The sequence below is a fragment of the Actinomycetospora sp. CA-053990 genome, from assembly GCF_050948445.1.
GTDB classification, from domain to species: Bacteria; Actinomycetota; Actinomycetes; order Mycobacteriales; family Pseudonocardiaceae; genus Actinomycetospora; species Actinomycetospora callitridis.
Genome location: NZ_CP192043.1, coordinates 280387 through 307242, shown reverse-complemented (window position 1 = coordinate 307242; position 26856 = coordinate 280387). Strand labels below are relative to the sequence as shown.

The window sequence follows — 26856 nt, the reverse complement described above, 5'->3', positions numbered from 1 at the left end:
GGTGCACCGGGCGCTCGACGAGCACGGTGAGCGCCCAGCCGAGCACCACGGCGACGGCCACCACGAGCACCAGCCGCGGCCAGCCGTGGACGCCGAAGCGTGCCTCGAGGCCCCAGGCGACGAAGTAGCCGATCTGCTGGTTCACCAGGTAGATGCCGTAGGACAGCCCGGCGAGCCAGGTGACGACGCGCGGGAGCGCGCCGACCCGCAGCACGCTCCAGTCGCGGCCGGCGGCCGCCGCGGTGATCCCCGCGACGGCGACCGCGAGCACCAGCACCGACGGCAGGTCCGGCGTGTGGACGTACTCGGCGGCGAGCCCGGTGACGACGAGGGCGGCGAGGTGCGGCGCGCTCAGGCGCCCGCGCGACCAGAGCCACACGGCCAGCCCGATCCCGAAGACCTGCCAGCGGTACATCACCAAGCCCTCGAACGCCGAGGTGACGAGGCCGTCCGGCGGGGCCGTGCGCATCACCACGACGGGCAGGACGATCACGGTCCAGGCGACGGCCGGCAGCGTCCACCGGCGGCGCCAGACGTCGCGCCCGAGCCACGCGGCCGCCACCGCGGCGAGGGTGAACATCGTCAGCTGGGCGGGCAGCGTCCAGTACGAGTGGTCGATGTAGGTGACGCGCGAGTCCCAGCCCTGCAGCAGCAGGAGGTTGCCGATGAGGTCGCGACCGCTGGGGCGCCAGTAGCCGTACTGCGCCGCGTACAGGGTCGCGAGGTAGGTGACGACCACGGCGACGGCGTACGCGGGCAGGAGACGGGCGAGCCGGTCGGCCCACCAGCGCGCGGGCGGGCGCGTCGCGAGCGTGACGCAGACGAAGTACGCCGAGACGACCATCAGCGTGTTGGCGCCCGCCTGGATGCTCCAGGTGAACGGCGTGGGCGTCACCCACGGCAGCACGTCGCTGACGGTGTACGTGGCGTGCTGGACGACCACACTCGCCACGGCGGCGACGCGCAGCACGTCCCAGCTCAGCTGGCGGGATCGGCTCATCGTGGCCGGACGCTAGGAACGCCCCCTGAGGAGGAGCTGAGACGACCCCACGGCGGACCTGAGGTTCGTCAGGCCCGCAGCTCGGAGGCGGGGACACGGCGCGTGACGTCGCACACCGGCCCGTCGCGGCGGCCCCCGGTGAGACGCACGGCACCGAGGCAGAACTGCAGCCAGAGCCCGGCCTGGACCTCACGGCCGACCGCGAGGCGCCGGTAGACGAGCTCCGCCGCCCGGTCCCCCGCCCGCGCCCAGGCCTCGATCGTGAACGTCACGACCCCCGCCCCGTCGTCGGAGGCCCGGAACTCGATGACGCCGGCCTCGAGGTGCCCGTCGAGGGTCCCGAGGCGGAAGCCGTAGGCGTTGCGCGACAGCACGCGCACCGGGCCGTCCCACGGCGCCGGCATGTACACCCGGTACTCGTCGCCGACGCGCATCGTGCCGGGCTCCCCGCGCTCGCGGGCGAAGGTGACGACGTGCGGCGGGACCCCGCGGTCGAGGTCCTGCGACAGCGTCTCGATCAGCTCGGCGGCCCCGTGCGTCGCGTCGACGGCGCGCACCGTGAACGTCCGGTGGTACAGCGGGCCGTGGCCGTCGGCGACGGTCTTCGTCCGGCGATCGACCAGGGCCAGGGGCCACGGTGCGGGCAGATCGGTGGCGTCACCCTCGGCCCGGTGCCGCTCGGTGACCGGCAGGGTCCGCAGGTGGCGGACGGCCATGGCCGCCGCCCCCCAGACGCGCCGGAGGCGTCCGATCGGCGGGCGGCGGGTCACGAGGCGTCGGGGCACCCCGAGCGGGTAGCCGTCCGGCGCTGACAGCATGCGCCGTCGTGAGGACCCGCCCTGTGAGGACCACCCGTGAGGACCACTGCATGAGGACCGGCCCGTGAGACTCAGTCCCCACCCCGACCCCGCCCGAGGCCTGCGGGAGATCGCGGCCTACGACATCAACTACGACCCGGCGGAGACGGACGGCCGCGGCTGGCACCACGATCGGGAACGCCACCTCCTCGGCGACGAGGAGCCCGGCGAGCCCGTACCGGGCGGACCGTTCGAGATCGCGTGCCGGCTCGTGCACGACTACGAGTTCGCCGACCCGAGGATCATGCACGCGTACTTCCACGCCGACGCGCCGCTCGTCGGCCGGGACATGCTGCTGGAGGGCCGGTTCGTCGTCCTGCGCTTCCCGATGGGTGTGCGCGTCGACGTCGAGGTCGACGAGGTCCGCGACCGGGCCGATGGCACCCGCGAACGCTCGTGGGGCTGGAGCTACCGGACGCTCGAGCACCACCTCGAGCGCGGCCGACTGATCTACGAGGTGGTCAAGAACCTCGACACCGGGCGCGTGGAGTTCGTCATCACCGGCGTCTCCAGCCGGGCCCGCATCCGGAACCCGGTGATCGCCCTCGGCTTCGGGGTCTTCGGCCGCTGGACCCAGACGCGGTTCTACTCGAAGGCGGGCCGACGCCTCGCCCGGCTGGTCGCAGAGGTGTACGCGGGGGCCGAGCGCCCCGTGCCCGACCGGGTCGGACCCGGCGACGTCGTGGTGGCGCCGTCGGGCTGAGCGCGCGCGTTGCCTCCGCGTGAGGTGTCGGCCACGCTGACCGGGCTGATCCACGACGCTGCCACTCACGACGTAGGGGAGAGATGAGCGAGACGACGTCGCCGGTCGCGCGCCGGCCCTGGCACCGCCTCATGGGCGCGCGCGACCCCGAGCAGTCGCACCGGTCGGCGACGCCCCTCGAGCTGCTCTTCGATCTCGCCTTCGTCGTGGCCATCGCCCGCGCCGCCGCCGAGATGCACCACGCGATCGCCGAGAACCACGCGGTGCAGGGGATCCTCGGCTACTTCGTGGTCTTCTTCGCCATCTGGTGGGCGTGGATGAACTTCACGTGGTTCGCCTCGGCCTACGACTGCGACGACGTGCTCTACCGCGTGCTGACCATCGTCCAGATGGCCGGCGTGCTCGTCCTGGCCGTCGGCATACCCGCCGTCTTCCGCGACTTCGACATCACCCTCGTCGTCGTCGGCTACGTGATCATGCGGGTGCCGATGGTCCTCCAGTGGCTGCGCGCGGCCCGCGAGGATCCCGAGCGGAGCGTGACGTGCCGCACCTACGCCGCCGGCATCGCGATCGTGCAGCTGCTCTGGATCGGCCTCGTGTTCGTCCCGGCGCCCTGGGTCTACGTCGGTTTCGCCATCCTGCTCGTCGCCGAGCTGGCGGTCCCGATCTACGCCGAGTCGCGCGGCCGGCCGACGACCTGGCACGCCGAGCACATCGCCGAGCGCTACGGGCTCCTGACGCTGATCGTGCTGGGCGAGGTCATCCTGGGGGTCACCAACGCGCTCGGCGGCGCGTTCGCCACCGGGTTCGAGGTCGGCCTGCTCGCCCTGGCCGTCGGCGGCCTGCTGCTCGTCTTCGGCCTGTGGTGGATCTACTTCCTCGGCGGGGACGAGCAGGGCTTCGGCAGCCTCCGTGTCGCCCTGACCTGGGGATACGCCCACTACTTCGTCTTCGGGGCCATCGCCGCGCTCGGCGCCGGGCTCGAGGTCGCCGTCGACGCCCAGGAGCACGTTGCGCACATCAGCGGGGTGGCCGCGGCGCTCTCCGTCGCGATCCCGGTGGCGGTCGTGCTGATCGCGCTCTCGGCCCTGCGGACCCTCGTGTGGTCGCGCGAGACCCGGAACTGGCCCCTGGTCGCGACGCTGGCCGTGCTCCTGCTCGGCTGCGGCGCCCTCGCCGGGGTCGTCGGCGTCGGGGTCTCGGTGCTGCTGATGGGCGTGGTGCTCGCCGGCGGCCTCACCACGTTCCTCGTCCTCGCCGCCCGCCGGGTCGACCGGGTCGGGGCGGACGTCTGACGCCGCCCGGGGGGACGCGCGCGGACACGTCGAGCCACCACGGGCGGTAGAGCGGCCGCAGCCGGGTGGAGCTCAGGATCGACAGGTCGTCGAGCGGCGCCCACTCGCCGGGCCGGTCGAGCGTCCGCGGCCGGCCGACGAACCAGCGGTGGCGGTGCGCGGTGATCTCCGTGAGCAGCTCGGCGGAGGTCACCGACGCCGCGTCGCCCCGCGCGCTGCCGAACCCGAACACCGTCTCGACGCCCCGGACGGCGTTGGTGACGCGCATCGACGTCTGCAGCGCCCGGTAGTCGTTGCGGTCGTTCTCGCCCGCGTGCTGGTCGAGCATCCGGGCGCTGGTGCGCAGGTGGCCCTCGCCGCACGGGACCATCAGCGTGGGACGCGGGAGATCGGCCCAGAGCGGCCACATCCACCAGGTCAGCGGGCGCCGCGAGGTCCACACCAGCTGACGGATCGCCCGCGCGACCGTCTCGTGGCCGTGGTGGCCGTCGCGGGGGTGCGGGCCGATCACGAGCTCGGCGTCGTGCCGCTCGACGATCCCGGCGAGCTCGCGGGTCAGGACCCGTCGGGCGCGGGCGAGGTCGTCGCCGCGGGAGAGCCCCGGCAGCGACGGCGACTCCTCGTGGGTGAACCCGGCGACGCGCAGCGCGGCCAGCAGCTCGGCGCGTCGCCGCTCGTGGTCCGCGGCACGTCCGAGGCCCGCCGCGACGTTGACGACGTGCCAGCCGAGGTCCCGGAGGGAGAGCAGGGTGCAGGGCGCGCCGAGGCTCTCGTCGTCGGGGTGCGGCGAGACGTGGACGACGGTGGGCACGGGGGCGCTCCCAGGTCGGCGGCGGCACGGCGGCGGCAGGGCTCCGAAGGCTAGATCGTCGGCCTGCTTCGCCGTGGGGACGACCGGGCACCCCCGTCTGCTGCCGGCGCCGGGAGGGCCACGCATGTCCGCACAGGAGCGCGACGACGATCCACCCGGTCGGCTCGCGGACGCCGTCGAGGACGCCCTGGAGCCCGAGCTCCGGCGGAGCCTCGCGCCTCTCCCCGAGCGGCCCGGCGAGGACCGTGCCCGCCCCCCGAAGGAGCGCGAGGACGCGATCCTCGAGGACCTCCGCGATCGCCGCGACGGCGAGTGAACTGACCGGTAGGGCACAACCGACCGTTCGGCGACTGCGGCGAATGTCGCAGGTGGACGGCCACCGAGAATCGCGGAACCCGTGTATTTTGCGCCGATCCCGGATATCGGCACGTTCCTCGGACAGTCGCGACGCCGAACTGATCCGTTCGGCTCAGCACCGGACAGCGCGTTCCTGTTACCCGGGTTCGTGTGACCGAAAGTAGCGCATTCAGGAATCCGTACGCAATCCGACGGAGAATCCCGATCTCACGCATTCTGACGACATGCGAGCGACCAAGAGGTACACCCATGTCGCCATCCGGGGCCTGGCGCACGTGGATGCCCCCCACGTCGTCACCTCCGCCGACCTCGAGGAGCGGCTCGCGGAGGCGTTCGGGCGCCTCAAGATCAGCAACGGCCTGCTGGAGAAGCTCGCGGGCATCCACGAGCGCCGCGTCTGGGACGAGGGGACGATGCCCAGCGAGGTCGCCGCGCAGGCCGGCGAGGAGGCCCTCGCCCGCAGCGGGGTCGCCCGCGAGGACATCGGCGCGCTGATCAACACGTCGGTGAGCCGCGACCACCTCGAGCCCTCGACGGCGAGCATCGTGCACGGCCGCATGGAACTGTCGCCGGAGGCCGTGAACTTCGATCTCGGCAACGCGTGCCTCGGATTCCTCGACGGCATGAACGTGGTGTCGACGATGATCGAGGCCGGCGAGATCGACCACGGCCTCGTCGTCGCCGGCGAGACCAGCCGATTCGCGATGGACTCGACGGTCGCGCGGCTCTCCGGCCCGGACGCCTCGCGGGCGATGTTCCACGAGCAGTTCGCCACGCTGACCGTCGGCTCGGGCGCCGTCGGGATGGTGCTCTCGCGCGCCGACGGACCGGGCGGGCACCGCTACCTCGGCGGCCTCGGCCGCGCGTCGACGCACGGCAACTCCGGCCTGTGCATCGGGCAGGCCGACGAGATGCGCACCGACACCAAGGGCCTCCTGATGGCCGGCATGGAGCTCGGCGGGCGCACGTGGAAGGAGGCCGTCGCGGCCTTCGACTGGGACGCCGAGGGCTACGACACGTACTGCCTGCACCAGGTCAGCAAGGTCCACACCCGCGCGGTGGCCGACCAGATGGGCCTGCCGATCGAGCGCTTCCCGTCGCTCTTCCCCCGCTTCGGCAACATCGGCCCGGCCGGCGTCCCGACGGTGCTGAGCAAGGCCGTCGAGGACGGCACCGTCACCGAGGGCTCGCGGGTCATGCTCATGGGCGTCGGCAGCGGCATCAACGCCGCCGCGGCGGAGGTGGCCTGGTGACCGCCGCCGCGACCGTCGAGCTCGACGGCTACCCCTTCGCCCCGAAGACCGTCGAGGTCAACGGGCACGTGATGTCCTACGTCGACGAGGGCGACCCGGACGCGCCGCCGGTGCTGCTCGTGCACGGCAACCCGACCTGGTCGTTCTACTACCGCTCGCTGCTGCGCAGCCTCCCCGGACGCGGGCGCCGGGTGATCGCCCCCGACCACATCGGGATGGGCCGCTCGGACAAGCCCGCGCTCGACGGCTACCCGCACACGCTCGCCCGCCGCGTCGAGGACCTCACGGCGTTCGTCGACGCCCTCGGGCTGAGCCGCCCGATCTCGCTGGTGGTGCACGACTGGGGCGGCCCGATCGGGCTGTCCTGGGCCGCCGACCACCCCGGCGCCGTCGACCGGATCGTCGTCCTCAACACCGGCGCGTTCCCGCTGCCCGACGACCACGGCCTGCCGTGGATGCTGCGCGCCGCCCGCCTGCCGGTGGTGAGCGACGTGCTCGTGCGGCGCCTCAACGCGTTCTCGCTGGGCGCGCTCGTCATGGGCACGGGACAGAAGTGGCTCCCGCGCGAGGCGCGTCGCGGGCTGCTCGCGCCCTACGCCCGCCCGGAGGACCGCGTCGCCGTGCACGCCTTCGTGCAGGACATCCCGCTGGGCCCCGACGACCCGGCGCACCCGGTGCTCGAGCGGCTCGACGAGCGCCTCGCCCTGCTCGACACGCTGCCCGTGCAGGTGCACTGGGGGATGAAGGACCCGGTGTTCGACGGCGACATCCTCGCCCGCCTCGAGCAGCGCCTCCCCCACGCCGAGGTGCACCGCTACCCCGACGCCGGCCACTACGTCCTCGAGGACGTCCCCGGCCCGATCGTCGAACGGGTCGGCGCCTTCCTCGCGGTGCCGTCGGCGGAGCCCGCATGACGGTCGTCGACGCCGCCACCCTCGACGCGCTGCTCGACGAGCACGCGCGCTCCCGTCCCGACGCCGCGGCCCTCGTCCTGCCCCGGCCGGGCCTCGGGGTCCTCGAGTCCCGGCTCGGCGAGCGCGCCACGCAGCGGGTGACGTTCGCCGAGCTCGCCCGCCGGGTCGACGACGTCGCCGCCGGTCTGCGCGCCGCCGGCATCGGTCCGGGCACGCGCACCGCCCTGCTCGTGCCCCCGACCGCCGACTTCTTCGTCATCGCCTACGCGCTGATGCGGGTGCGCGCGGTGCCCGTCGTCGTCGACCCGGGCATCGGGCTGCGCCGCGTGCGGAGCTGCCTCAACGAGGCGGCGCCGGAGGCGTTCATCGCCGTCCCGCGCGGCCACCTGGCCCGGCGGGCCCTGGGGTGGTGCCCGGACGCGCGAATCGCGATCAGCACCGGCCCGACGCCGATCCCGGGCACGATCGCGCTGCGACGCCTCGAGCGGACCGGAGCCCGGGCCCCGCGGATGCCGCTCGTCGCCGAGCGCCCCGCGGGCGACCCGGCCGCGATCCTGTTCACCAGCGGCAGCACCGGCGCGCCCAAGGGCGTCGAGCACCGCGACGAGGGCCTGCTCGCCCAGGCCGGCCTCGTCGGCGGGCTCTACGGCCTCGGGCCCGGCGACGTCAGCCTCGCGACGTTCCCGCCGTTCGCCCTGTTCGGACCCGCGCTCGGAATGACGACCGTCGTCCCCCGCATGGACCCGACGCGCCCCGCCCGCGTCGTCCCCGGCCGCCTCGTCCGTGCCGTGGAACGCACCGGCGCGACGGTGATGTTCGGGTCGCCGGCCGTCCTCGACCGCCTCGGGCGCGGCGCCCCGGACGGCACGCTGCTGCCGACGCTGCGCACCGTCATCTCGGCGGGCGCACCGGTGCCGCGCGACGTCCAGCGCCGCGTGCTCGCCCTGCTCGCCCCGGGCGCCCAGGTGCACACGCCGTACGGCGCGACCGAGGCCCTGCCCGTCGCGACGATCGGCAGCGACGAGCTCCTCGACCTGCCCGACGACGGGATCTGCGTCGGCCGCCCCGTGCCCGGCGTCGACGTCGCGCTGATGCGCGTCACCGACGGGCCGGTCGCCGCGCTGACGCCGGAGATGCGGGTGCCCGACGGGGAGGTCGGCGAGGTCGTCGTCCGCGGACCGGTCGTGAGCCGCGCCTACGCCGAGCGCCCGGAGGCGACCGCGGCGGCCAAGCTCGACTGGGACGGGCGGCTCGCGCACCGGATGGGCGACCTCGCGTCGCTCGACGACGCGGGGCGGCTGTGGTTCGCCGGGCGGGTCACCCACGTGGTGCCGACCGCCGACGGCCCCCTCTACAGCGTGCCGTGCGAGGAGGTCCTCAACCACGACCCCGCGGTGCGTCGCAGCGCGCTGGTCGGCGTCGGCTCGGGGCCCGTCCGCGAGCCCGTCTTCGTGGTCGAGCTGGCCGACGGCGCCCGCCTGACCGATGACGTGCGGGAGCGCCTGCTCGCCGTCGCCGCCTCCGACGCGCGGACCCGCGCCGTGCGCACCGTCCTGCCCCACCCCGCGCTGCCCGTCGATCCGCGGCACAACTCCAAGATCGACCGGGAGGCTCTCGGGCGCTGGGCTGCCGGGGAGCTGTCGTGAAGGCGCTGGTCACCGGCGGGGGCGGGTTCCTCGGCGGTGCGGTCGTCGACGCGCTGCTGGCGCGCGGCGACGAGGTCACGAGCCTCGCGCGGGGCGCGTACCCCGCGCTCGCCGACCGGGGTGTCCGGGTGCTGCGCGGCGACCTCGCCGACCTCGGGGCCGCGCGCGAGGCCGTCACCGGTCAGGACGTCGTGTTCCACGTCGCCGCGAAGGCCGGCATCTGGGGCACCGACGCCGACTTCCACCGCAGCAACGTCGAGGGCACCCGCGTGCTGCTCGCCGCCTGCCGCGAGGCGGGGGTCGGGCGGTTCGTGTTCACCAGTACGCCGAGCGTCGTCCACACCGGCGGCGACATCGCCGGCGGCCACGAGTCCCTCCCGTACGCCACGCACTTCGACTCGGCGTACCCGCGCACGAAGGCCGAGGCCGAGCGCCTGGTCCTCGCCGCGAACGGCCCCGCGCTGGCCACGACGGCCCTGCGACCGCACCTCGTCTGGGGTCCCGGTGACACCCAGCTCGTGCCGCGCATCCTCGCCCGGGCGCGGGCGGGGCGCCTCGCGCTGGTCGGGGACGGGTCCGCGGTGATCGACACGACCTACATCGACGACGCGGCGCGCGCCCACCTCGACGCGGCCGACGCGCTCGCGGCGACCGGCGCGGCCTGTGCGGGGCGGCCCTACTTCGTGACCTCCGGCGACCCGCGCCCGGTCCGCGAGCTCGTCGACGGCATCCTCGCCGCCGGCGGGATGGGGCCGGTGCGGGTCACGGTGCCGCGCCCCGTGGCGGTGGCCGCCGGCGCGGCGGTGGAGACGGTGTGGCGGGGGCTCGGCCTGGCGTCCGCCCGGCGCTGGATCGGCGACCCCGGCGAGCCGCCCATGACCCGCTTCCTCGCCCGCCAGCTCGCCACCGAGCACTGGTTCGACATCTCCGCCGCCCGTCGCGACCTGGGCTACGCCCCGCAGGTCGACCTCGACGAGGGGTTCGCCCGGCTGGCGATCTCGCTGGCCGGCTGAGCCGGGCTGTCGAGAACCGGCGGCCGGCTCCGTCCCCGGGGTACGAGCGGCCACGACGGGCCGCGGGACCCGCGGGGAGCGAGCATGTCGATCAAGCGGATGGACCACGTCGGCGTCGTCGTCGACGACCTCGAGGCCGCCGTCGCCTTCTTCGTCGAGCTGGGCATGGAGCGGGTGGGCGGAGCGGAGTCGGTCGAGGGCGCGTGGGTGGACCAGGTGGTCGGGCTCGAGGACGTCCACGTGGAGGTCGCCTTCGTGGCGACCCCCGACGGGCACAGCCGGCTGGAGCTCACGCAGTTCCACCGGCCCGTGGCCACGACCGCCGAGCCGGGCGCCCCGGCGAACACCCAGGGCCTGCGTCGGCTCATGTTCGCCGTCGACGACCTCCACGACACCGTCACGCGACTGAAGGCCCACGGGGGCGAGCTCGTCGGCGAGATCGCGCCGTACGAGGACGTGTTCCTGCTCTGCTACCTGCGCGGACCGAGCGGCATCATCGTCGCGCTGGCCGAGGAGATCGGCGGAGCTACTCCGCCCCGGTGAAGAAGGCGATGGTGCGCTCCGTGCGGGCCTTCGCGTCGTCGGGGTCGAGGCCGGCATCGATGGTCGCCGGCACCCAGGCCTCGCCGACAGCCGTCAGGAACGCGACGCCCTCGGGCGAGGCGGCCCACTCCTCGGACTCGCCGTGCGGGGTCCCGCCGTCGTCGAGGTGCCAGGCGAGGCCGACCAGCCCCAGGTCCCATCCGATGCCGGTGGCGGCCGGGCCGTAGCGGGGCCAGTGCTCGTCGTCGGGATGGAAGACGTGGGTGAGGTCGAGCCGGGCGCCGTCCCCGTCGGGGCGCAGCCGGAGCTCGATCCAGCTGACGTCGCCGCCGTACTCCCAGGTCGCGTCGAGCGCGTGCGGGGCCTCGCAGGCGGTGATCGTCCCGCCGGCCTGGCCCTCGAGCTGGTAGCGCCCGCCGACGCGCAGGTCGCCGTGGACGGGCAGGAACCACCGCGCGAGCCGCGCGGGGTCGGTGCACGCCGCCCAGAGGTCCTCGACGTCGGTCGGGTACGTGCGGGAGAGGGCGACGAGGCGCGCGGTGCCGGTCTCCCGCTCGCGCATCCCGAGCCGGCGGTGGGTCGCGTCGATCTCGCGGCGGATGTCCACGAGGTTTATCGTTGAGTCGTCGCTTATATAAGTCAAGACGGATTGAGTGAGCAGACCCCGCCTCCAGGTCCCTCCGGAGGCGTCGTGCCCTACGACCGAGGCTTCGGCGACCGGTCGGTGTCCGCCGAGAACGCCGAGACCCGCGAGCCGCTGGCGGAAGCGGGGGGATTCGAACCCCCGGTCACTCTCGTGACGTCCGCTTTCAAGGCGCCTAGGCAACGTCCGACTTGGCCTCTGGCCTGCGGAAGTTCTCCCGCGCGGACCCCCTCGAACACCCCCGGTGACAGCGGTGCTGCTGTCACCAGTCGCTGTCAGATCAACTCAGGACCAGCCCCGAGCGACGGCCCACAAGCTGAGTCCGCGCCCCTCACGACGGAGGGTGAGCCACGTCCTGATCGTCCGCATAGCGCGCGAGGCTGCCCGGCGAGGCATCGACTGTCCATCGAACGCGTGTGCGAGTGTGGGGCCGAGGTCCTTGCGCAGGACCTCAGACGATCACGGTCTGCGGCGCTACGACCAGCAGAGACGCTTTGCTGCAGGCTGCATGATCGCGCAACTGTTCCGTCGTGGTTCCGTGGTCAGCGCACCATCGCTCGCGGATGGCTCCGCACGGTGCCGCTCTCTGCGGCACGAGAGGCCGGCTCAGGACCAGCCGCGGGCCACGCTGTAGAGACTGAGTCCACGTCCCTCGCGGCGGAACACGTGCCAAGTGCGGATAGTCCCCATGCTGGCTCACGCTGCCAGCGGCGTCTTGGAGTTTGCGTCGAACGCACATGCGAGGGGGCTTCCGACCTCGTCGGTGTGAATGAGTCTCCGCTTGTTCAGCGGGGCGTTGAGCACAGCCCTCACGTCTGGGCTGACTTGGGCTCTTGTGCTTGCGCGGACTGCGGCGTGCTGGCTGCTACCGAACCTCGTGCTGCCTAGGTGCTGCATTGATCATGCGGGTACACCTACCGACAGGCAAGAGGCTACTGCGCCATGCGAGGGCTTACGACGACCCCTTTGCGGCTGGACAGAGCTTGTCCTCCACCCCACCGACTTGCGGCAAGCAATCGGCCGTGTATAGACGACTGACCCGACGCCCTAGAACGCGGCGCACCGCAACACTACTCAACAATCTCCGGTCATCGTCCTGAAGTAGTCTGCCGCTCATCTGCCAGTTCGCCATCTCCGGCGTTCCGCCACGACTCTCGAGCTGAGTGCTCGTAACGATGGAGTTGACGTAAGCCTTGCGCCACAATTCAATGAATCTTTCCACGCCAACCGGGTCGACCGTCTCGCCATCGTAGACCCAACGGAGCATATAGATTCGCAATTCTTGGAGATCATTTAGACAGGCGGTCAACTCCTGGAGAACCTCTGAACTCTGCCTCGAGGTCACGAAGAGCTGCGCCCAACGAGCAGTGACTCTGCGCGAGCCGTGGACGGTGCGGCGAACTACTTTGTAAACCAAGGCCCGCCACTCTTCATCGGTCACCAGAACACACAAGCGATCGACGTCGTCTGGATTCTCAACGAAACCGCGAACGACAGCACTGTGATGAACTTCGCTGAGCTGAAACTTGGAGAGTATCCGTTGGACATCTCGAATCTCAGACTCTGGCCACTCGAAGTCATACTCGCCTAGCTGTCGGCCGCCGTTCATGAGCATCCATAGAGCCCGCCAGTGCGCCAGAAGCGGGCGCGCCACGGCGTCGTAAGCCGTCGACTCGATCACTCTTAGCCTTCTTAGATCTTCCCGCTTTAACCACTGATCGAGGATGGTTGCTCCGAGGAGAACGAAGATGGCCGATGAAGCAATGTTCGTCACCATGGCGTGGTCCGACCAGAATCGAGCCATTGCAGGGACTAGCAAGTCACTTAGGACTACGGATGCCAATAGGACGCCAGAAAGCACCGGAGCGGCGACCCCCCGCCACGACCACATTCGAATCTCCTCCCGAAGGGACTAGCTTGCCGTAAGTCGTCGCGGCCACGAAATGATTATTGCGCCAAGTTGACCCTCTCGGCTCGTGACTCATCGCTCATATGTGAGAGCTCGTTACACGCAGGACCGGTCTTCCGGTCCTCGTCTCTCATGGGAAGGACGAATATCGTGCTATTGCTATCGCGAGGTCAAGCAGAGGGACGTCCCCGAAGTGGGGTCTCTCCCTCGGCGGCGCGGGCTCTGCCCTGCCGGGCCGCTCGTGCTGGTGCAAGCGCCCCTGACGACCCTCGCCGGCGCTCACGCTGCTGGCTGGCGCTTGCGGCTGTGCGGGCGGTCTGGCAGCCCTCGGGCGCGTCGTCGAGGGTGAGGCCCCGCTCCGACCACCACTCAACCGGGCTCGTCGCTGTCGTGGGCTCTCCTGAGGTCGGTGCCCTGGTCCAGGGCGGAGCGCCTGGCCGCCGGAGGCCGAGACTCGTCCTCCTCTCGGCCACCTCCGTGGTCCAGGTCGTCGCTGTCGTCGCCGTGGTGGCTGGCCCGGGGGCCGGCCGCGCGGCACGGGACGAAGTCAGGAGTGAGAGCGTGGCCGGCCCGGAAGGGCCGGCCACGACCGGCGCGCCAGCGCCGGCCCTGACCGCTGGTGGTGCCCGGTGAGCGGGGCGGCTCTCGGTAAAGGGGTAACAGCTCTTCGACCCGGACGCCGACGCCGCGAGGACCACACCCCCGACCGCAGCGGTCCTGGGCGTGCCGGTGGTGCGGGCAAGGGCGCCGAGTCCGTCGAGCGCCAGCGCCAAGAGCGTTCCCAGGCTCGTCGCCGGGACCGCTGGGCCCGCCGCCGTCAGCTGCGCCCGATCTCGTCGCTGAAGCGGGTCCAGCAGTGCGGCCACAAGATCGGCGGACCCGACAGCGGCCCGACGCTCGGAGTGATCACGAACAAGGACGGCACCCGCTCCGCGGCCTATGGCGGGCTCAAGCACTGCGGCTCGGTGTGGACCTGCCCAGTGTGCGCGGCCAAGGTCGCCACCCGCCGCGCCGACGACCTCGCTGCGGTGATGCGCGCGGTTCACGAGCGGAGCGGGTCGGCGTTCATGCTCACCCTCACGATGCGCCATGCCCGCGGCGACCGCCTCGGCCTGTCCACTACCGACCGACGGCGGCGGGACCTGCTCGAGGAACGCCGCGGCGATCGAGAGGTGGCCGAGGCCAACGGGTGGGACGTCGACGAGCGCGCCGCCGAAGCCGAGGAGATCGAACTCGCCGGGATCAAGGCCCGCGAGGGCTGCTGGGGCGTCCTCGGCTACGCCTGGGCCGCGGTCACGTCCGGTTCGACTTGGGTGAAGGACTCCGCCCTGTTTGGTGGGCTGCTGGGGTGGGCGCGGGTCGTGGAGGTCACCGATGGCGCCAACGGCTGGCACGTCCACGTCCACGCGCTGCTGTGCTTCGCCGACGACGTCTCCGCCGAGCTCGTCGCGGCCGGGGTTGGCGCGCGCGTGTTCGGCCGGTGGCGCCGGGCGCTTGAGCGCAGGGGCTTCAACGCCTCCGACGAGCACGGCTGGGACCTGCGCAAGGCCCAGCTCGGCGAGGGGGACCTGGCCGACTACTTCACCAAGATGGCCCACGAGGTCACCGGCGCTGCCGGCAAGAGCGGGCGCAGCCACGGCGGGCGCGCCCCCATGCAGCTCCTCGCCGACGCGGTCGACACCTACGAAGCAACTGTGATGGCTCGCTGGTGGGAGTGGGAGGAAGCCTCCGACGGCCGACGCCAACTCACCTGGTCACGCGGCCAACGCGACCTCCGGGCCCTCGCTGGACTGGGGGATGAAGCCACAGACGAAGAGATCGCGGATGAAGACCAGGACGCAGAGGGTCGACTCGGGCTCTCCTCGGATACGTGGTTCCTACTTAGCACACAGGGCCGCGAGGTCGACCTACTCGAGGTAGCTGAGAGACGTGGCCTTCCCGCCGCCTGCCGGTGGCTCGATGATCGAGGTCTTGCCTACTCCCGCTCGCTAGCCAGGCGAGGTCCCGGGGAGAGCGAGTTGGGCGACTGGCTGCCGCCCTGATCCTGACCGACGACTGGTTGTCGTCGTCCACTCGCCCTCTCCGGGCCGCGCGTGGGATGCTTGGCTCACGGCTGGCAACCGTGCCCTTGGACGATCGCCGCTGGCTGCGGCGCCACGTCCGTCCCGTCCGCTGTCGTCGGCGCCGTGGTTGTGACCCCCCGAGCGCCGGCGACAGAGGGGACAGTAGCCGGAACCGGTGGCTCCTGCATATAGAAACCCCGACGTTGTAGCGGTGAGAGCACGAATAAGTCGGCCGCTGTACCGTGACCGATCGATCGGACGTACCCTGTCCTGTAGACAGTACGTACCCGCCCATCCTGGGCGGGTACTACGAGCAGAGCGGGGATGTCCAGGCGATGACGAACCAGTCCGCGAGAGACCGGGCCTGGGGGTCAAGGTCACGGGGTACAGCCTCGTGACCCGCACGCGGCGACCGCCACCCTCGCCCGGGGCACTTGAGCACGCACGCGACGTCGCGGTCCGCGTGCACGACCGGGCTGCGCCCATCCGCATCGGCTTCATCGAGCGCATGGCGCCAAGCGACCCTGATCCTCCACTCGCAGTGCTGCTCCGAGGAGGTCAAGGTGGCGAGGTACGACTGAAGCTCCTCTTGAGCTTGCTCTGGTTCTCAAGTCGCCCACCCCACGAAACCGAGTATCCAGCCCGGGGTTGGGCGGCCTTGCTCGATCTGCCCGAGCCAGAAACCAACGGGGCAAGGCGGATAAATTCGGCTTTCACTTGGCTAACCAAGGAGGGCTTCATTCGCTCGGAGTCGCGTCCAGGGCAGCCGACAACCATATACCTCAATGATGAGCGACGGAACAATCAATCGTACATGGCTCCTCATAAGTATATTGCACTACTGAAGGAGCACCAGGAAGCTGTCACGCGAGACAGTCTGTATATCGGCCTACCTGCGACCTTCTGGACTAAAGGATGGGCCTCGGTGCTGTCAGGTCCCGGGGTCGCTATGCTGCTCATCCTGATGTCGGAATCGCGTTACAAGCGTTCAACGACAAGGCTGTGGCACTCACCCAAGCAGGCGGCCGATCGTTTCGCCATCTCTCAAGACAGCAGGACGGCGGGTCTCATCGAGCTCGAGGACTATGGTCTAGTAACTAAGAAGCGTACGCCCATATCGCCTGGAGTCTTTGACTTCCGACGAATGAGAAACGTCTACGACCTCCACCTCGAGACCCTCACCGTCGACCCAGGAAAAGGCCGACCAGTCGAGCAAATTTCGGTTCGGCAGTTTATCGAGATGGGTAGCGAGGACGAGGTATTCGAGGCCGGGGCCGAGGCGTCCTTGGACAAGGATGCGGACTGAGATGCCCGTGGCTTCGGCTTCGTAGAGCCGTTGCTAGCGCCTCAGGGCGGCGCGACGGGCAGCGCGCCGCCTTCCCTTAGGATGCCCTCGGCGCGAGGCCAACCTTGATGAACGGTTATGGCGAGGTCGGGGGGACTTTGAGTCAGTTCTGGTCATCGCCTGAGGGTCGATGGATCAAGTGGCGGCAGCGTGAGACTCGAACTCTCAGGTTGTCACTAGACGGTGAGCCTCGACGAAAAGGGGAGCGCGAATCTGCGGACCAGCAATCTCGATTGCGAACGCTCGTTGCAACCGAGCTTCGAGCGGCAGGCCGGCGGACGCTCACTGGCCCTGTAGCTGTCAGCGTGAACTTTCGCTCCGAGCGCAGGAGACCGCCCGCTGTGGAAAATCTCGTGAAGTTCGTTCTCGATTCCCTCTGGAGACCAAAGAACGATTCTTCTCGAGGCCCTGCTCCGGCCTTGCTAAAAGATGACGATCAGATTCGATTCCTCCATGCGTCCCTCGGTCAAGCTCGAGGAACTCCCGGCACTTACATCGCAGTCAAGCCGTTAAGAGACGTGGCGGCGGATCTTCGACTTGCGGCCAAGTTGATGGAGGACTCGTCAGACTGGGACGACGAGGACCTTCACCCCGAAGCAGAGTACCCAGACCCTCTAGAGCCGCTTGAGATCGAGTACTTTTCCGAAGCATGGCGCCGCTGGTTCGGCGATTTCTACAAGTACTCTCTACAGATCGCCTTACTGACAGACTCCGATTCACAGCTCATGAGGCAATTGTCGTGGGCGCCGTTCCGAATATTCGGCGTGTCGTGGCCCGAGAATACCAGAGCGGTCACCGCAGACGAAGGTTCGGAGTGGGCCGAGCAAGCTTGGTCTCACCTCGTCGACAGCCTTGCCCTTGCGCTCCCCGCCCTACCAGCTAGCCATATGTCGCGGGAGAGCTTTAGGGATGAGTTGATATCCGGCTTTGACCGCCTGCGCAGAGAGCGACCCGCCCTCTTCCCCTTAGTCGCACCCGCGCGGATGACAATGCTCGTGGTGCCGCCCTCAGAGAATAGACAGAACGATCTCGACAACGTAGCTAGACACGTGATGCCGATTCTTCGGAAGCGGTTGCTATCCGGAGGTCCGGATGCCAGCGGGCTAGCGTTCGTTTCGCGAATATTGAACGACTTCCAAGTGATACGGCTAGTACGACGAGAAACCGACCCACCGGAAGGCATCCTTCGACTACTGGTCGGCTCCGGGAGTCAGCTTAACAGCGACTGGGAGAGAGTCGCCAACTTCCTCGAAGGCCGGCACGCCCTCCAGGCCCGACAAATCCCGTGATCGAAACGCTCTTCGGTCACTTCACTAGGAGACTTCGTTGGGCTCGACGCCCTCCCGAACAGTTGAACGCTGAAAGAGCGAACCCGAGGGTCGCCATGGCGCGTCGACCGTGCGGACGTGGGTCCATCCGTGAGTCTTGTAGTAGTGGTGGAGTCCGGTATTGGAGCGATAGCAGTCGAGGCGGACGTGGTCGTAGCCGAGTGCACCGGCGAATTGCTCGACCCAACTCGTAAGCTCGTCGCCGATGCCAAGGCCGGCGTGGTCCCGGGCGACGATCATGCGATGGACGTAGAGGGCGCTGTCCGGGTCGTCCTCGGGTCCCCAGAAGTCCGCATCGGCAAAGGTGTCGACGGTGACGGTAGCGATGATGCGGCCGTCCTCGTCCTCGCCAACGAAGACGTTGCCGTCCTCGATGTCGCCCCGGACCTGCTCCACGCGCGGCTCCCACTGCCACTGGTCCACGTTCTTGCTGGCGAGCCACGCGGTCGCTTCGCGGAAGAGGTTGAGGACGGCGTGGAGGTCGTCGGGGCCGGCACTGCGGACGATCACTGCTCGCTGCCCTTATCAATCTTGGCGGGGCGGGTGCGTTCAAAGGCGATGAGGTGGCGGTCGCCGGGAAGCACGTTCCGCACGACACGCACGGGCCGGCCGTCGTCGGTGTAGCCGGTGACGCGGTGCATCGCGACCGGGACGCCGAGCCCGATCTCGAGGCGGCTGGCCTCGTCGGGGGTGGGCATGCGGACTTCGATCTCGTCGACCGCGTGTGTCTGCTCGGCGCCGAGCTCGGCGAGCACGACGTTGGCTCCGCGGCCGATGTCTGCGGGGTGCATGATCTCGCTGCCCTGCACCAGCTCGAGCGGGAAGTAGGAGTCGTTGGTGTTGAACGGGGTGCCGTCGAGGTAGCGGACTCGCTTGCGGATGACCACCGTGTCGCCCTCGGTGAGCCCGAGGCGCGCGGCGACGTCAGCCGGCGGTGCGGCCAGCTCGACGGCGATGGTCTGTGAGGGCTTGCGGCCAAGCTCGACCTGCTCGTCCATGAACTGGTCCAGCTCAGGGTGCGCGGGTCGGTCGCGCCACTCCTTCTGCGGGCGGTAGGTCAGCCGCTCGATCTGGCGCACAAAATGTCCCCGTGGGCGCTCGGAGACGACCAGGCCCTCGTTGACCAGGACCTGCATCGCCTGGCGCACGGTGGGCCGAGTGACGCCATAGTCCGTGCACAGCGACTGCTCGGTGGGCAGCTTCGCGCCGGCGCCCAGCTCGCCGCTCTGGATGCGAGCACGCAGGTCCTCGGCGATCCGCTGATAGATCGGCCCGGCGCCCCTGCTGGTCATGCGGCCAGTCTGACCCCGTTACCGAACATTGTCTAGGCAATCTGCTCCGTCTACTTGACGTACTCCTCACGCCTCGCCCAGGCTGCTCATTGTCTGCATTGTCTAGTCAATGAGGCCATCATGGAGCCCTGGACCGACCGAGCGGCGTGCCGAGACGCCGACCCGGACCTGTTCTTCCCCGTCACCGAGGACCGGACCCGCCGCGCTATCGCCGCCCAGGTCGCCCGCGCCAAGACCGTCTGCGCCCGCTGCCCTGTCTGGAGCCAGTGCCTGTCCTACGCGGTCGAGACCCGCCAGGACCACGGCATCTGGGGCGGCCTGACCGCCTCCGAGCGGCGCCGCCTCGCCCGCGGCGCAGAGACCCGCACCCACCGGCCGCCCGACGCGGCCTGACCATCCGAGGAGCACCACCGATGTACGAGCTGAACGCACCCATCAACACCAGCCGCATGAAGGCGGTCGCCACCGGCTACAGCCAGACCCTCGAGCGCTGGGAGGACGGCCCCAACGGCCGGCGCAGTACCGGCCTCCCGCTGCTCGACGAGGCCAGCGGCGCCCCGGTCCGCATCCACGACGTCATGCTCCCGACCGGTCGCGACGGCCGCCTCGAGCTGCACGGCGTGCGCGTGGTCAGCCACGAGGCGCCCGAGCTCGAGCCCTACACCGAGGTCGACCTCGAGGAGCTGAGCGCGCGCGTGCGACCGGCGCGCAACGGCGCCAAGGGCATCGAGGTCTCCTTCTCCGCCACCGCTATCCGGCCCGCCGCCAGCGTCGGGGTCCGCCCGGCCCGCAAGACCGGCGGCGACGAGACGGCGGCGGCCTGATGGCCGCCCCTGCCCGCCCTCCTCGCTCGCGGGTGCAGGTGCGAACCGCCGCGCTGCTCGACGAGCTGGTCCTGACCTGCCGCGCGCAGAGCTGCGTCGAGCAGTGGACCCCGGCCCCCATCGGTGACGACTCCGGCGACGGGGTCGTGCAGCTCTCCCAGGAGCGCTGCCCCGTGTGTGGTTCCTCGGTCTGGGAGGTCACCCAGGTCCAGGTCGCCGCCTCCCCCTCCCGCGCCCGTCGCCAGCGGGCCCGCACCCACCGGAGCAGCCGGTCATGACCACCAAGGCCCTTGACCGCACCCGCCCGCCCGCCGCCGGGCACCGCCGCCCGCCCGGGTTCATCAACCGTTGGCGCGCCCGCCGCGCTGCACGCGACGCCTGGGCGGCGCACCACCGCCTCGCCCAAGCCGTCACCGCCGAGTTCCGCGAAGCCTGCACCGCCCTGCGGCTGTGCCAGTACGTCTCCGTCGCCGCCGGGGTCACAGTGCGCACCCCACGCGTCGGCGCCGTCCACGCCGGCCCACCCATGAGCCTGTCGGTGGAGCTGATGGCCGGCCAGGAACCCGGCGACTTCACCAGCCGCGAGAACGGGCCACGCCTCGCCCACTCCCTCGGCGGACACGGGCTACGCGTCGAGCCGCTGGCCGGTCGGTGGGTGCGGGTCACCGTGCTCAACCACGACCCGCTGCGCGACGGCTTCGGCCTGCCCTCGCTCGCGGTCGCGTCTGGGTCGGAGCCGGTGATCCTTGGGCGCACCGAGGACGGCATCACCCTCGGCCACGCTTTCACCGACGCCGGCCACCTCGGAGCGCAGGGCCAGAACGGGTCAGGTAAGTCGGCGCTGTTCTACGGGCTGCTCTCCCAGGTCGCCGCCGCCCCCGACGTCCTCGTGACCGGCTCGGACATCACCGGGCTCCTGCTCGGCCGCGCCTGGGACGGCACCGTGCACCGCCCGCACCAGGTCGTCGGCACCGCCGACCTCATCGCCCACGCGCTGCTGCTCGAGGACCTCGTGGCCGAGATGGACCGCCGGCTGGAGGCCATCCCGCCCCGCCGCGACAGGGTCGAGCCGAGCCCGAAGACCCCGACGGTGCTCGTCGTGCTCGAGGAGTTCCCCGGCCTGCTGCGGGCGGCCGACGCGCTCCCGAAGCCCAAGCGCGGTGAGGGCGTCCCGGTCGGCGACCGCATCCGTTCGGCCGTGCTGCGGCTGCTTTCTGAGGGCCGCAAGGCCGCGTTCCGGGTGCTGATGCTGGCCCAGCGTTTCGAGGCCACCGCCGTGGGCGGCGGGTACGCCCGCGACCAGTTCGCGCTGCGCCTGTCCTTCCGCGTGCCGGCGGACTCGCTGGAGATGCTGCACGGCACCGAGGCCCGCGCGCTGGGCCAGGAGCACGCCAACGCCGCCCCCGGCATCGCCTACCTGTCGGGGCTTGGCCGCGATTGCGAGCGCATCCGCGTGCCCTACCTCGGCGAGTACGGCGAGTACGTCGACCGCATCCAGCGCTTCGGACGGCGGGCCGCCTCGTGAACCTCGTCGCCGTCGTCATCATCGCCGGGCTCGTCACCACCTTGCTGGTGAAGAGCCGCAAGGCCGCACCCGCCCTGGTCTCCGGGGTCGTGACCCTCGTGCTGCTCTTCGCCGCCTTCCCGACCCTCGGACCAGCGGTATCGAGCAGCGCTGGCGAATTCGCCCACCAGCTCGGCGCCGCCACCGACCGCGCCGCCGACGTCCCGAACGACGGGCAGCGGCCGTGACCGGCCGCGAGGACGTCCGCGCTTTCGGCGTCAACGTCGACGCCCTGGTCCGCCCGCTGGTCGGGCTCGACCTCGGCCGCGACGAGCGCCGCGCCCTCACCGCCGTCGCCTGTCTCGACTCCCCTACCGCTCTCGCCGTCGCCGGGCTCCTCCAGCGCGCCCGGCAGGCCCGACCCCTCCGCACGACCATGAAGGCAAGGAGCTGAGCCATGGAACGGGTGTTCCTCACTCCCGAGGAGGTCGCCGAGGCCCTGCACGTCGGTCGGGCCAAGGTCTACGACCTCATCCGCAACGGCGACCTCGTGTCGGTCAAGATCGGCCGGCTGCGCCGCGTCCACGCCGAGGCCGTGCGGGAGTACGCCCGCCGGCTGATCGAGGGGGCCGCCGCGTGACCCGCAACAGCAACGGCGACGGAAGCGTCTGGCAGCGCCAGGACGGACGTTGGTCGGGCGCCGCCTACGTGCGCACCCATACCGGCAAGATCGAGCGCCGCTACGTCTACGGCAAGGACGAGAAGGACGTCCTGCGGAAGATCGCCAAGCTCCAGGAGGCCAACGACCAGGGCGTTCCCGCCGGTCCGACCCGGCTGACCGTCGCCATCTTCCTCGGCGAGTGGCTCGAGCACGCGAGGCAGCACATCCGGCCGCACACGTGGGCGAGCTACGAGGCCAACGTCCGGCTTCACCTCGTGCCGTTGATCGGCTCGAAGCAGCTCACGGCGTTGTCGGTTCGCGACGTCCGGCTGATGGTCGAGAAGCTCCGGAAGGCCGGCGTCACCCCGCGCACCGTGCAGTGGATTCACTCGACGCTGCGCGCGGCACTCCAGCACGCGTTCCGCGAGGAGCTGGTCACCCGTAACGTCGCTCGCGGCGTGAAGATCGCGACTCCGGCCACGGGCACGACACCGCCGCCATTCAGTCCCGACGAGGCGCGCCGCTTCCTGGCTGCGGTCGCCGATCACCGGCTCTACGCCCTGTGGGTCGTGCTGATTGTGCTGGGGCTGCGCCGGTCGGAGGCGATCGGGCTGCACTGGTCGGACGTCGACCTCGACGCGGGCACCCTCAAGATCACGCGTGGCCTCCAGCGCGTGGAGGGTGAGCTGCGCGAGCTACCGACCAAGACGCGACGCTCGACGCGCACGGTGCCGCTGCCGCCGATCTGCGTCCACGTGCTGCGGGTCCACGGCGACCGGCAGGCCAAGGAACGGGCCAACGCCGGCCGGCTGCGCTGGCAGGACACCGAGTACGTGTTCACCACCGGCGTCGGGACCCCGCTGGAGCCGTCCTACGTCTCCCGGCTGTTCGTGGAGCTGTGCTCTAAGCACGGCTTCCGCCGGGTCCGCCTCCACGACATGCGCCACACCTGCGTGACCCTGCTGCTCTCGCTCGGGGTGAACCCCCGGATCGTCATGGAGATCGTCGGTCACTCGGCCATCGAAATGACCATGAACGTCTACGGCCACGTCAGCCTCGACAGCCAGCGCGAGGCCCTCGGCCGGCTCGACGACCAGCTCGGCACACCCACCGACGAGCAGCCCGAGGAGTGACCCGTTGCTGTCATCGACCGCTGTCACTGGATCATGGACGACCTCCGAAGATCGTCCGCACCGACTCTCACCTGCGGAAGCGGGGGGATTCGAACCCCCGGTCCGGTTAGGGACGTCCGCTTTCAAGGCGGATGCAATCGGCCGCTCTGCCACGCTTCCGCGGGTCAGGGTAGGGCGATCAGCTGTCGGCGCGCAGCTTGGTCACCACTCGCTCGAACACGTCGCCGACGACGCGGCGCTCGTGGTCGTCGAGCAGGTCGACGAAGTGGGCCCGCACGCCCTCGAGGTGATCGGGCGCGGCGCGCTGGAGGACGTCGTAGCCGTGCGCGGTGAGGACGGCGAACACGCCCCGGCCGTCGGAGGGGCAGAGCTCGCGGCGCACGAGGTCGTCGGCCTCGAGGCGGGACACCTGGTGGGAGAGGCGGGACTTCGATGCCACGACCTCGTCGGCGAGCAGGCTCATCCGCATCCGGTGGTCCTGCTGCTCGGAAAGTCGCACGAGGATCTCGTAGTCGGCCAGCGAGATGCCGTGGGCGTCGGACAGCTCGCGGTTGAGGCGCCCCGCGAGCAGCGCCTGCCCCGCGATGTAGTTGCGCCACGCGTGCCACTCGACGGGGTCGAGCCAGCGCGGTTCCTGCTCCGCCATCCGCCCAGGATACTGCGGTCGCGGCCCGCTAGCGTCGCGTGTCGTGTACGCGATCAGCATCCGTGAGCCCGGCGGCCCCGAGGTCCTCGAGTGGACCGAACACCCTGATCCCGAGCCCGGGCCGAACGAGGTCGTCGTCGACGTCGTGGCGACCGCGGTCAACCGCGCCGACGTCATGCAGCGCCAGGGGATGTACCCGCCGCCGCCCGGGGCGTCGGAGGTCCCGGGCCTCGAGTGCTCGGGACGCATCGCCGCGCTGGGTCCCGACGTCGAGGGCTGGGCGGTGGGCGACGAGGTGTGCGCGCTGCTCGCGGGCGGCGGATACGCCGAGAAGGTCGCCGTCCCCGTGCCCCAGCTGCTGCCCGTCCCGAGCGGGGTCTCGCTGACCCAGGCCGGCGGGCTCCCCGAGGTGGCCTGCACGGTGTGGTCGAACCTCGCGATGACCGGCCACCTGAGCGAGGGCGAGACGCTGCTCGTGCACGGCGGGACCGGGGGCATCGGCACCCACGCCATCCAGGTCGGCAAGGCGCTCGGCGCGCACGTGCTCGCCACGGCCGGCTCGCCCGAGCGACTCCAGACCTGCCTCGACCTGGGCGCCGACCTCGCGATCGACTACCACGACGACCTGCCCACCGAGGTCGCGAGCGCCACCGACGACCGCGGCGTCGACGTCATCCTCGACAACATGGGCGCCTCGGGGCTCAAGGCGAACCTGGCCTCGCTCGCCACCGGCGGCCGTCTCGTCATCATCGGGCTGATGGGCGGCCCGAAGACCGAGATCAACCTCGCGACGCTGCTCACCAAGCGCCTCAGCGTCGGCGCCACCAACCTCCGCGGCCGCTCCGTCGAGGGCCCCGACGGCAAGGGCGCGATCGTCTCCGCGGTGCGGGAGAGCCTGTGGCCGCTCGTCGAGCAGGGCGCGGTGCGCCCCGTCGTGCACGAGTACCTGCCGGTCGCCGAGGCCTCGCGGGCCCACGCGGCCCTCGACGAGGGCGGGGTCGTCGGGAAGCTGATCCTGGTCGTGCGCGACGAGGACGGGGTGCTGGGCGGCTGACGAGGTCGTCGCGGAGATCACCGGGCCGAAAGGGACGCTCTGCGGGCGGATACGGGTCCGTTTCGACCTGGTGATCTCCGAGCGAACGCCGGACGAGCCTCAGAGCCGCGCGAGCGCGCTCACGAGCGTATCGATCTCGGCGCGGGTGCTGTAGTGCGCGAGCCCGACGCGCACGACACCGCCGACCTCGGCGCCTCCGAGCACCTCGAGCGCTCCGGAGTCGCCGGTGTCGGTGACGACGCAGACGCCGTGCTCGGCGACCCGCTCGGCGACCTCGCGCGCGGTGCGCCCGGCGACGGTGAAGGCGACGACGGGGATCCGGCGCGGGGGCTCGCCGATGACCATCACGCCGGGCAGGAAGCGCAGCTCGGAGACGAGGTACGCGGTGAGGTCGTCCTGGTGGCTGCGGACCGAGCTCATCGAGGTGAGCACCTTGTCGCGGCGCGGGCCGTCGGCGTTGTCGTCCAGCTCGGCGAGGTAGTCGATCGACGCGACGAGCCCGGCGAGCAGGGCCCAGGGGGCGTCGCCGACCTCGAGGCGCTCGGGGCCGCGGGCCGAGGCGTCGAGGGACGCGGCGGGCAGGCGGTCGAGGAGGTCGGGCGTGCGGAACACCAGCGCGCCCACCGGCGGCCCGCCCACGCCGCGGCCGAGAGCACCATGACGTCGGCGCCCATGGTGTCCAGGTCGAGCGGCAGGTAGGGCGCCGCCGCGGTGGCGTCGACCACCAGCAGCGGCTCGACCCCGGCGCTCCGCGCGGGCAGGGCGTGCACCTTGCGCGCGATGGCCGCGACCTCGGTGCGGGTGCCGATCGCCGGGCACGCGGCGGTGACGGCGACGACCCGTGTGCGCTCGCCCAACAGCTCGTCGTACTGCCAGCTCGGCAGCTCGCAGGTCTCGACGTCGATCTCGGCGGTGAGCACGCGGCCGCCGGCGCGCTGCGCCGCGCGCTCCCACGGGGCGACGTTCGCGAGGTCGTCGAGCCGCGAGACCACCACCTCGTCGCCCAGGCTCCACTCGGACCCGAGGGCGTCGGCGAGGCGTTCGAGCAGCGCGGCGGGACCGGGGCCGAGGACGACGCCCTTGGGGTCGGCGCCCACGAGGTCGCCCACCGCACGCCGGGCGGCCTCGACGATGGCGCCGCCGCGCAGGGACGCCGGGAACACCCCGCCGGGGCGCGAGACAGGGGCGCGCAGGGCCGACGACACGGCCGTCGCCACCTGTTCGGGGACCTGCATGCCCGTCGGGCCGTCGAGGTGCGCCCATCCGTCACCGAGCGCGGGCACCAGCCCGCGGACCCTGGCGACGTCGAACGTCATGCTTTCGGAGGGTACGGAGCAGTCTTGCGGGCGGCGACGGTGGTCGGCTCAGGAGACGGTCAGGGGCGCCGGACGGGCGCTGCGCGCCGACGGGTGGAGGATGGGGAGCATGAGCGAGGCACCCTCCGGACCCAGTGCGGGCGACCAGGTCATGGTCGTCGGACCCGACGGCCAGCCGGTCGGCACCGTGCGGATGCCCGGCGGTGAGGAAGCCGACGGCGAGCTCGTGGAGGACTCCGCCCAGGACGCCGAGAACAGCGAGGACCTCTCCGGGGCCGTCGAGGAGCCCGCGAAGGTCATGCGCATCGGCATGATGATCAAGCAGCTGCTTGAGGAGGTCCGCGGGACCGACCTCGACGACGCCAGCCGCGGGCGCCTGCGCGAGATCCACGCCTCGTCGCTGCGCGAGCTCGAGACGGCGCTCTCGCCCGAGCTGCGCGAGGAGCTCGCCCGCCTCGTCGAGCCGTTCGCCGCCGACGAGCCGCCCTCGGCGGGGGAGCTGCGCGTCGCCCAGGCGCAGCTCGTCGGCTGGCTCGAGGGGCTGTTCCACGGGATCCAGACCGCCCTGGTCGCCCAGCAGATGGCCGCCCGGGTGCAGCTCGAGCAGATGCGCAAGGGCCTGCCGGCCGGGTCGTCGGGCGCGGCGGCGGGCGTGGGCACCACGGGCCAGTACCTCTGAGTCGGGAGATCGCCACGCCCCCGCCGGGACGCGGAGCCGCACCCCCCGCGCAGGTACGCTCACCGGT

General features: G+C 71.3%; 28 protein-coding genes, 1 tRNA gene and 2 pseudogenes. 21 read left to right on the top strand and 10 right to left on the bottom strand.

Annotation, left to right across the window (positions count from 1 at the left end; genetic code table 11):
- Positions 1 to 37: 37 nt before the first annotated feature.
- Positions 38 to 1000: pseudogene (locus ACQPYN_RS01500) on the bottom strand (acyltransferase family protein); the annotation flags it as partial.
- Positions 1001 to 1068: 68 nt separating this feature from the next.
- On the bottom strand, positions 1069 to 1818 hold the full coding sequence (locus ACQPYN_RS01495; protein ID WP_433032484.1) for a DUF1990 family protein: 750 nt from the start codon (positions 1816 to 1818) through the stop codon (positions 1069 to 1071).
- A 64-nt stretch (positions 1819 to 1882) separates the two neighbouring features.
- Between ACQPYN_RS01495 and ACQPYN_RS01490 the strand changes: the two genes are divergently transcribed.
- Both ACQPYN_RS01490 and ACQPYN_RS01485 read left to right on the top strand, forming a co-directional pair.
- Positions 1883 to 2560 (top strand): DUF1990 family protein, encoded by a 678-nt coding sequence (locus ACQPYN_RS01490; RefSeq protein ID WP_433032481.1) that lies wholly within the window; start codon positions 1883 to 1885, stop codon positions 2558 to 2560.
- 83 nt (positions 2561 to 2643) lie between these two features.
- Positions 2644 to 3855 (top strand): low temperature requirement protein A, encoded by a 1212-nt coding sequence (locus tag ACQPYN_RS01485; protein WP_433032478.1) that lies wholly within the window; start codon positions 2644 to 2646, stop codon positions 3853 to 3855.
- Here the strand turns inward: ACQPYN_RS01485 and ACQPYN_RS01480 are convergent.
- Positions 3797 to 4666: a PIG-L deacetylase family protein gene (locus tag ACQPYN_RS01480; RefSeq protein ID WP_433032475.1), complete on the bottom strand. Its 870-nt coding sequence runs from the start codon at positions 4664 to 4666 to the stop codon at positions 3797 to 3799. The two genes, ACQPYN_RS01485 and ACQPYN_RS01480, sit on opposite strands and share 59 nt — an antisense overlap.
- Before the next feature lie 124 nt (positions 4667 to 4790).
- Here ACQPYN_RS01480 and ACQPYN_RS01475 point away from each other — a divergent pair, with 124 nt between their 5' ends.
- The 6 genes from ACQPYN_RS01475 (at position 4791) to ACQPYN_RS01450 (ending at position 10392) form a co-directional block, all read left to right on the top strand.
- Positions 4791 to 4982, top strand: coding sequence for a hypothetical protein (locus ACQPYN_RS01475; protein ID WP_433032472.1), 192 nt, complete (start codon positions 4791 to 4793; stop codon positions 4980 to 4982).
- A 316-nt stretch (positions 4983 to 5298) separates the two neighbouring features.
- Positions 5299 to 6276, top strand: a complete 978-nt coding sequence (locus ACQPYN_RS01470; protein WP_433032470.1) for a 3-oxoacyl-ACP synthase III — start codon at positions 5299 to 5301, stop codon at positions 6274 to 6276.
- Positions 6273 to 7190, top strand: coding sequence for an alpha/beta fold hydrolase (locus ACQPYN_RS01465; protein ID WP_433032467.1), 918 nt, complete (start codon positions 6273 to 6275; stop codon positions 7188 to 7190). Before ACQPYN_RS01470 ends, ACQPYN_RS01465 begins: the two co-directional genes overlap by 4 nt.
- On the top strand, positions 7187 to 8836 hold the full coding sequence (locus tag ACQPYN_RS01460) for a fatty acid CoA ligase family protein (RefSeq protein WP_433032465.1): 1650 nt from the start codon (positions 7187 to 7189) through the stop codon (positions 8834 to 8836). Before ACQPYN_RS01465 ends, ACQPYN_RS01460 begins: the two co-directional genes overlap by 4 nt.
- Positions 8833 to 9849: an NAD-dependent epimerase/dehydratase family protein gene (locus ACQPYN_RS01455; protein WP_433032462.1), complete on the top strand. Its 1017-nt coding sequence runs from the start codon at positions 8833 to 8835 to the stop codon at positions 9847 to 9849. Before ACQPYN_RS01460 ends, ACQPYN_RS01455 begins: the two co-directional genes overlap by 4 nt.
- A gap of 84 nt (positions 9850 to 9933) precedes the next feature.
- The gene (locus tag ACQPYN_RS01450) at positions 9934 to 10392 is read left to right on the top strand and encodes a VOC family protein (RefSeq protein ID WP_433032459.1); all 459 of its coding nucleotides are present in this window, start codon (positions 9934 to 9936) and stop codon (positions 10390 to 10392) included.
- Here ACQPYN_RS01450 and ACQPYN_RS01445 read toward each other — a convergent pair.
- Both ACQPYN_RS01445 and ACQPYN_RS01440 read right to left on the bottom strand, forming a co-directional pair.
- Positions 10376 to 10999, bottom strand: a complete 624-nt coding sequence (locus ACQPYN_RS01445) for an SRPBCC family protein (RefSeq protein WP_433032456.1) — start codon at positions 10997 to 10999, stop codon at positions 10376 to 10378. The two genes, ACQPYN_RS01450 and ACQPYN_RS01445, sit on opposite strands and share 17 nt — an antisense overlap.
- Positions 11000 to 11987: 988 nt before the next feature.
- Entirely contained in the window at positions 11988 to 12812 is an 825-nt protein-coding gene (locus tag ACQPYN_RS01440; RefSeq protein ID WP_433032453.1) for a hypothetical protein, read from the bottom strand.
- Between the two features lie 1034 nt (positions 12813 to 13846).
- Between ACQPYN_RS01440 and ACQPYN_RS01435 the strand changes: the two genes are divergently transcribed.
- The 3 genes from ACQPYN_RS01435 (at position 13847) to ACQPYN_RS01425 (ending at position 17641) form a co-directional block, all read left to right on the top strand.
- Positions 13847 to 14986, top strand: coding sequence for a hypothetical protein (locus tag ACQPYN_RS01435; protein WP_433032450.1), 1140 nt, complete (start codon positions 13847 to 13849; stop codon positions 14984 to 14986).
- A 970-nt stretch (positions 14987 to 15956) separates the two neighbouring features.
- Complete coding sequence (locus tag ACQPYN_RS01430) at positions 15957 to 16313, top strand: hypothetical protein (protein ID WP_433032447.1); 357 nt, start codon at positions 15957 to 15959, stop codon at positions 16311 to 16313.
- A gap of 392 nt (positions 16314 to 16705) precedes the next feature.
- Positions 16706 to 17641 (top strand): hypothetical protein, encoded by a 936-nt coding sequence (locus ACQPYN_RS01425; protein WP_433032444.1) that lies wholly within the window; start codon positions 16706 to 16708, stop codon positions 17639 to 17641.
- A gap of 24 nt (positions 17642 to 17665) precedes the next feature.
- On the opposite strand, the gene ACQPYN_RS01420 is transcribed toward ACQPYN_RS01425, so the two are convergent.
- Both ACQPYN_RS01420 and ACQPYN_RS01415 read right to left on the bottom strand, forming a co-directional pair.
- Positions 17666 to 18190: a GNAT family N-acetyltransferase gene (locus ACQPYN_RS01420; protein ID WP_433032441.1), complete on the bottom strand. Its 525-nt coding sequence runs from the start codon at positions 18188 to 18190 to the stop codon at positions 17666 to 17668.
- Positions 18187 to 18972 (bottom strand): GntR family transcriptional regulator, encoded by a 786-nt coding sequence (locus tag ACQPYN_RS01415; RefSeq protein WP_433032438.1) that lies wholly within the window; start codon positions 18970 to 18972, stop codon positions 18187 to 18189. Before ACQPYN_RS01415 ends, ACQPYN_RS01420 begins: the two co-directional genes overlap by 4 nt.
- Before the next feature lie 120 nt (positions 18973 to 19092).
- On the opposite strand from ACQPYN_RS01415, the gene ACQPYN_RS01410 reads away from it, so the two are divergent.
- Genes ACQPYN_RS01410 through ACQPYN_RS01375 form a run of 8 tightly spaced genes read left to right on the top strand, consistent with a single transcriptional unit; the run spans position 19093 to position 23094 of the window.
- On the top strand, positions 19093 to 19365 hold the full coding sequence (locus ACQPYN_RS01410) for a WhiB family transcriptional regulator (RefSeq protein ID WP_433032435.1): 273 nt from the start codon (positions 19093 to 19095) through the stop codon (positions 19363 to 19365).
- Between the two features lie 20 nt (positions 19366 to 19385).
- Positions 19386 to 19796 carry a hypothetical protein gene (locus ACQPYN_RS01405; protein ID WP_433032432.1) on the top strand — a complete coding sequence of 137 codons (411 nt, stop codon included), beginning with the start codon at positions 19386 to 19388 and terminating at the stop codon, positions 19794 to 19796.
- Between the two features lie 32 nt (positions 19797 to 19828).
- Positions 19829 to 20074, top strand: a complete 246-nt coding sequence (locus tag ACQPYN_RS01400; RefSeq protein WP_433032429.1) for a hypothetical protein — start codon at positions 19829 to 19831, stop codon at positions 20072 to 20074.
- On the top strand, positions 20071 to 21321 hold the full coding sequence (locus tag ACQPYN_RS01395) for a hypothetical protein (RefSeq protein WP_433032426.1): 1251 nt from the start codon (positions 20071 to 20073) through the stop codon (positions 21319 to 21321). The genes ACQPYN_RS01400 and ACQPYN_RS01395 overlap by 4 nt, the downstream gene beginning before the upstream one ends.
- Complete coding sequence (locus ACQPYN_RS01390; RefSeq protein ID WP_433032423.1) at positions 21318 to 21548, top strand: hypothetical protein; 231 nt, start codon at positions 21318 to 21320, stop codon at positions 21546 to 21548. Before ACQPYN_RS01395 ends, ACQPYN_RS01390 begins: the two co-directional genes overlap by 4 nt.
- Entirely contained in the window at positions 21545 to 21754 is a 210-nt protein-coding gene (locus tag ACQPYN_RS01385) for a hypothetical protein (protein WP_433032420.1), read from the top strand. Before ACQPYN_RS01390 ends, ACQPYN_RS01385 begins: the two co-directional genes overlap by 4 nt.
- A 3-nt stretch (positions 21755 to 21757) precedes the next feature.
- Positions 21758 to 21940, top strand: a complete 183-nt coding sequence (locus tag ACQPYN_RS01380) for a helix-turn-helix domain-containing protein (protein ID WP_433032417.1) — start codon at positions 21758 to 21760, stop codon at positions 21938 to 21940.
- A complete protein-coding gene (locus ACQPYN_RS01375; protein WP_433032414.1) occupies positions 21937 to 23094 on the top strand; it encodes a tyrosine-type recombinase/integrase in 1158 nt (385 codons plus the stop codon). The genes ACQPYN_RS01380 and ACQPYN_RS01375 overlap by 4 nt, the downstream gene beginning before the upstream one ends.
- A gap of 74 nt (positions 23095 to 23168) precedes the next feature.
- Here the strand turns inward: ACQPYN_RS01375 and ACQPYN_RS01370 are convergent.
- Together ACQPYN_RS01370 and ACQPYN_RS01365 are read right to left on the bottom strand one after the other, a co-directional pair.
- A tRNA-Ser gene (locus ACQPYN_RS01370) sits at positions 23169 to 23253 on the bottom strand.
- 19 nt (positions 23254 to 23272) lie between these two features.
- Complete coding sequence (locus ACQPYN_RS01365; RefSeq protein ID WP_274197378.1) at positions 23273 to 23740, bottom strand: MarR family winged helix-turn-helix transcriptional regulator; 468 nt, start codon at positions 23738 to 23740, stop codon at positions 23273 to 23275.
- A gap of 43 nt (positions 23741 to 23783) precedes the next feature.
- Between ACQPYN_RS01365 and ACQPYN_RS01360 the strand changes: the two genes are divergently transcribed.
- Entirely contained in the window at positions 23784 to 24794 is a 1011-nt protein-coding gene (locus tag ACQPYN_RS01360; protein WP_433032410.1) for an NAD(P)H-quinone oxidoreductase, read from the top strand.
- A 99-nt stretch (positions 24795 to 24893) separates the two neighbouring features.
- Here the strand turns inward: ACQPYN_RS01360 and ACQPYN_RS01355 are convergent.
- Positions 24894 to 26110 (bottom strand): annotated as a pseudogene (locus tag ACQPYN_RS01355) (cysteine desulfurase-like protein).
- Positions 26111 to 26210: 100 nt separating this feature from the next.
- Between ACQPYN_RS01355 and ACQPYN_RS01350 the strand changes: the two are divergent.
- Complete coding sequence (locus ACQPYN_RS01350; RefSeq protein WP_433032407.1) at positions 26211 to 26789, top strand: bacterial proteasome activator family protein; 579 nt, start codon at positions 26211 to 26213, stop codon at positions 26787 to 26789.
- Positions 26790 to 26856 lie beyond the last annotated feature (67 nt).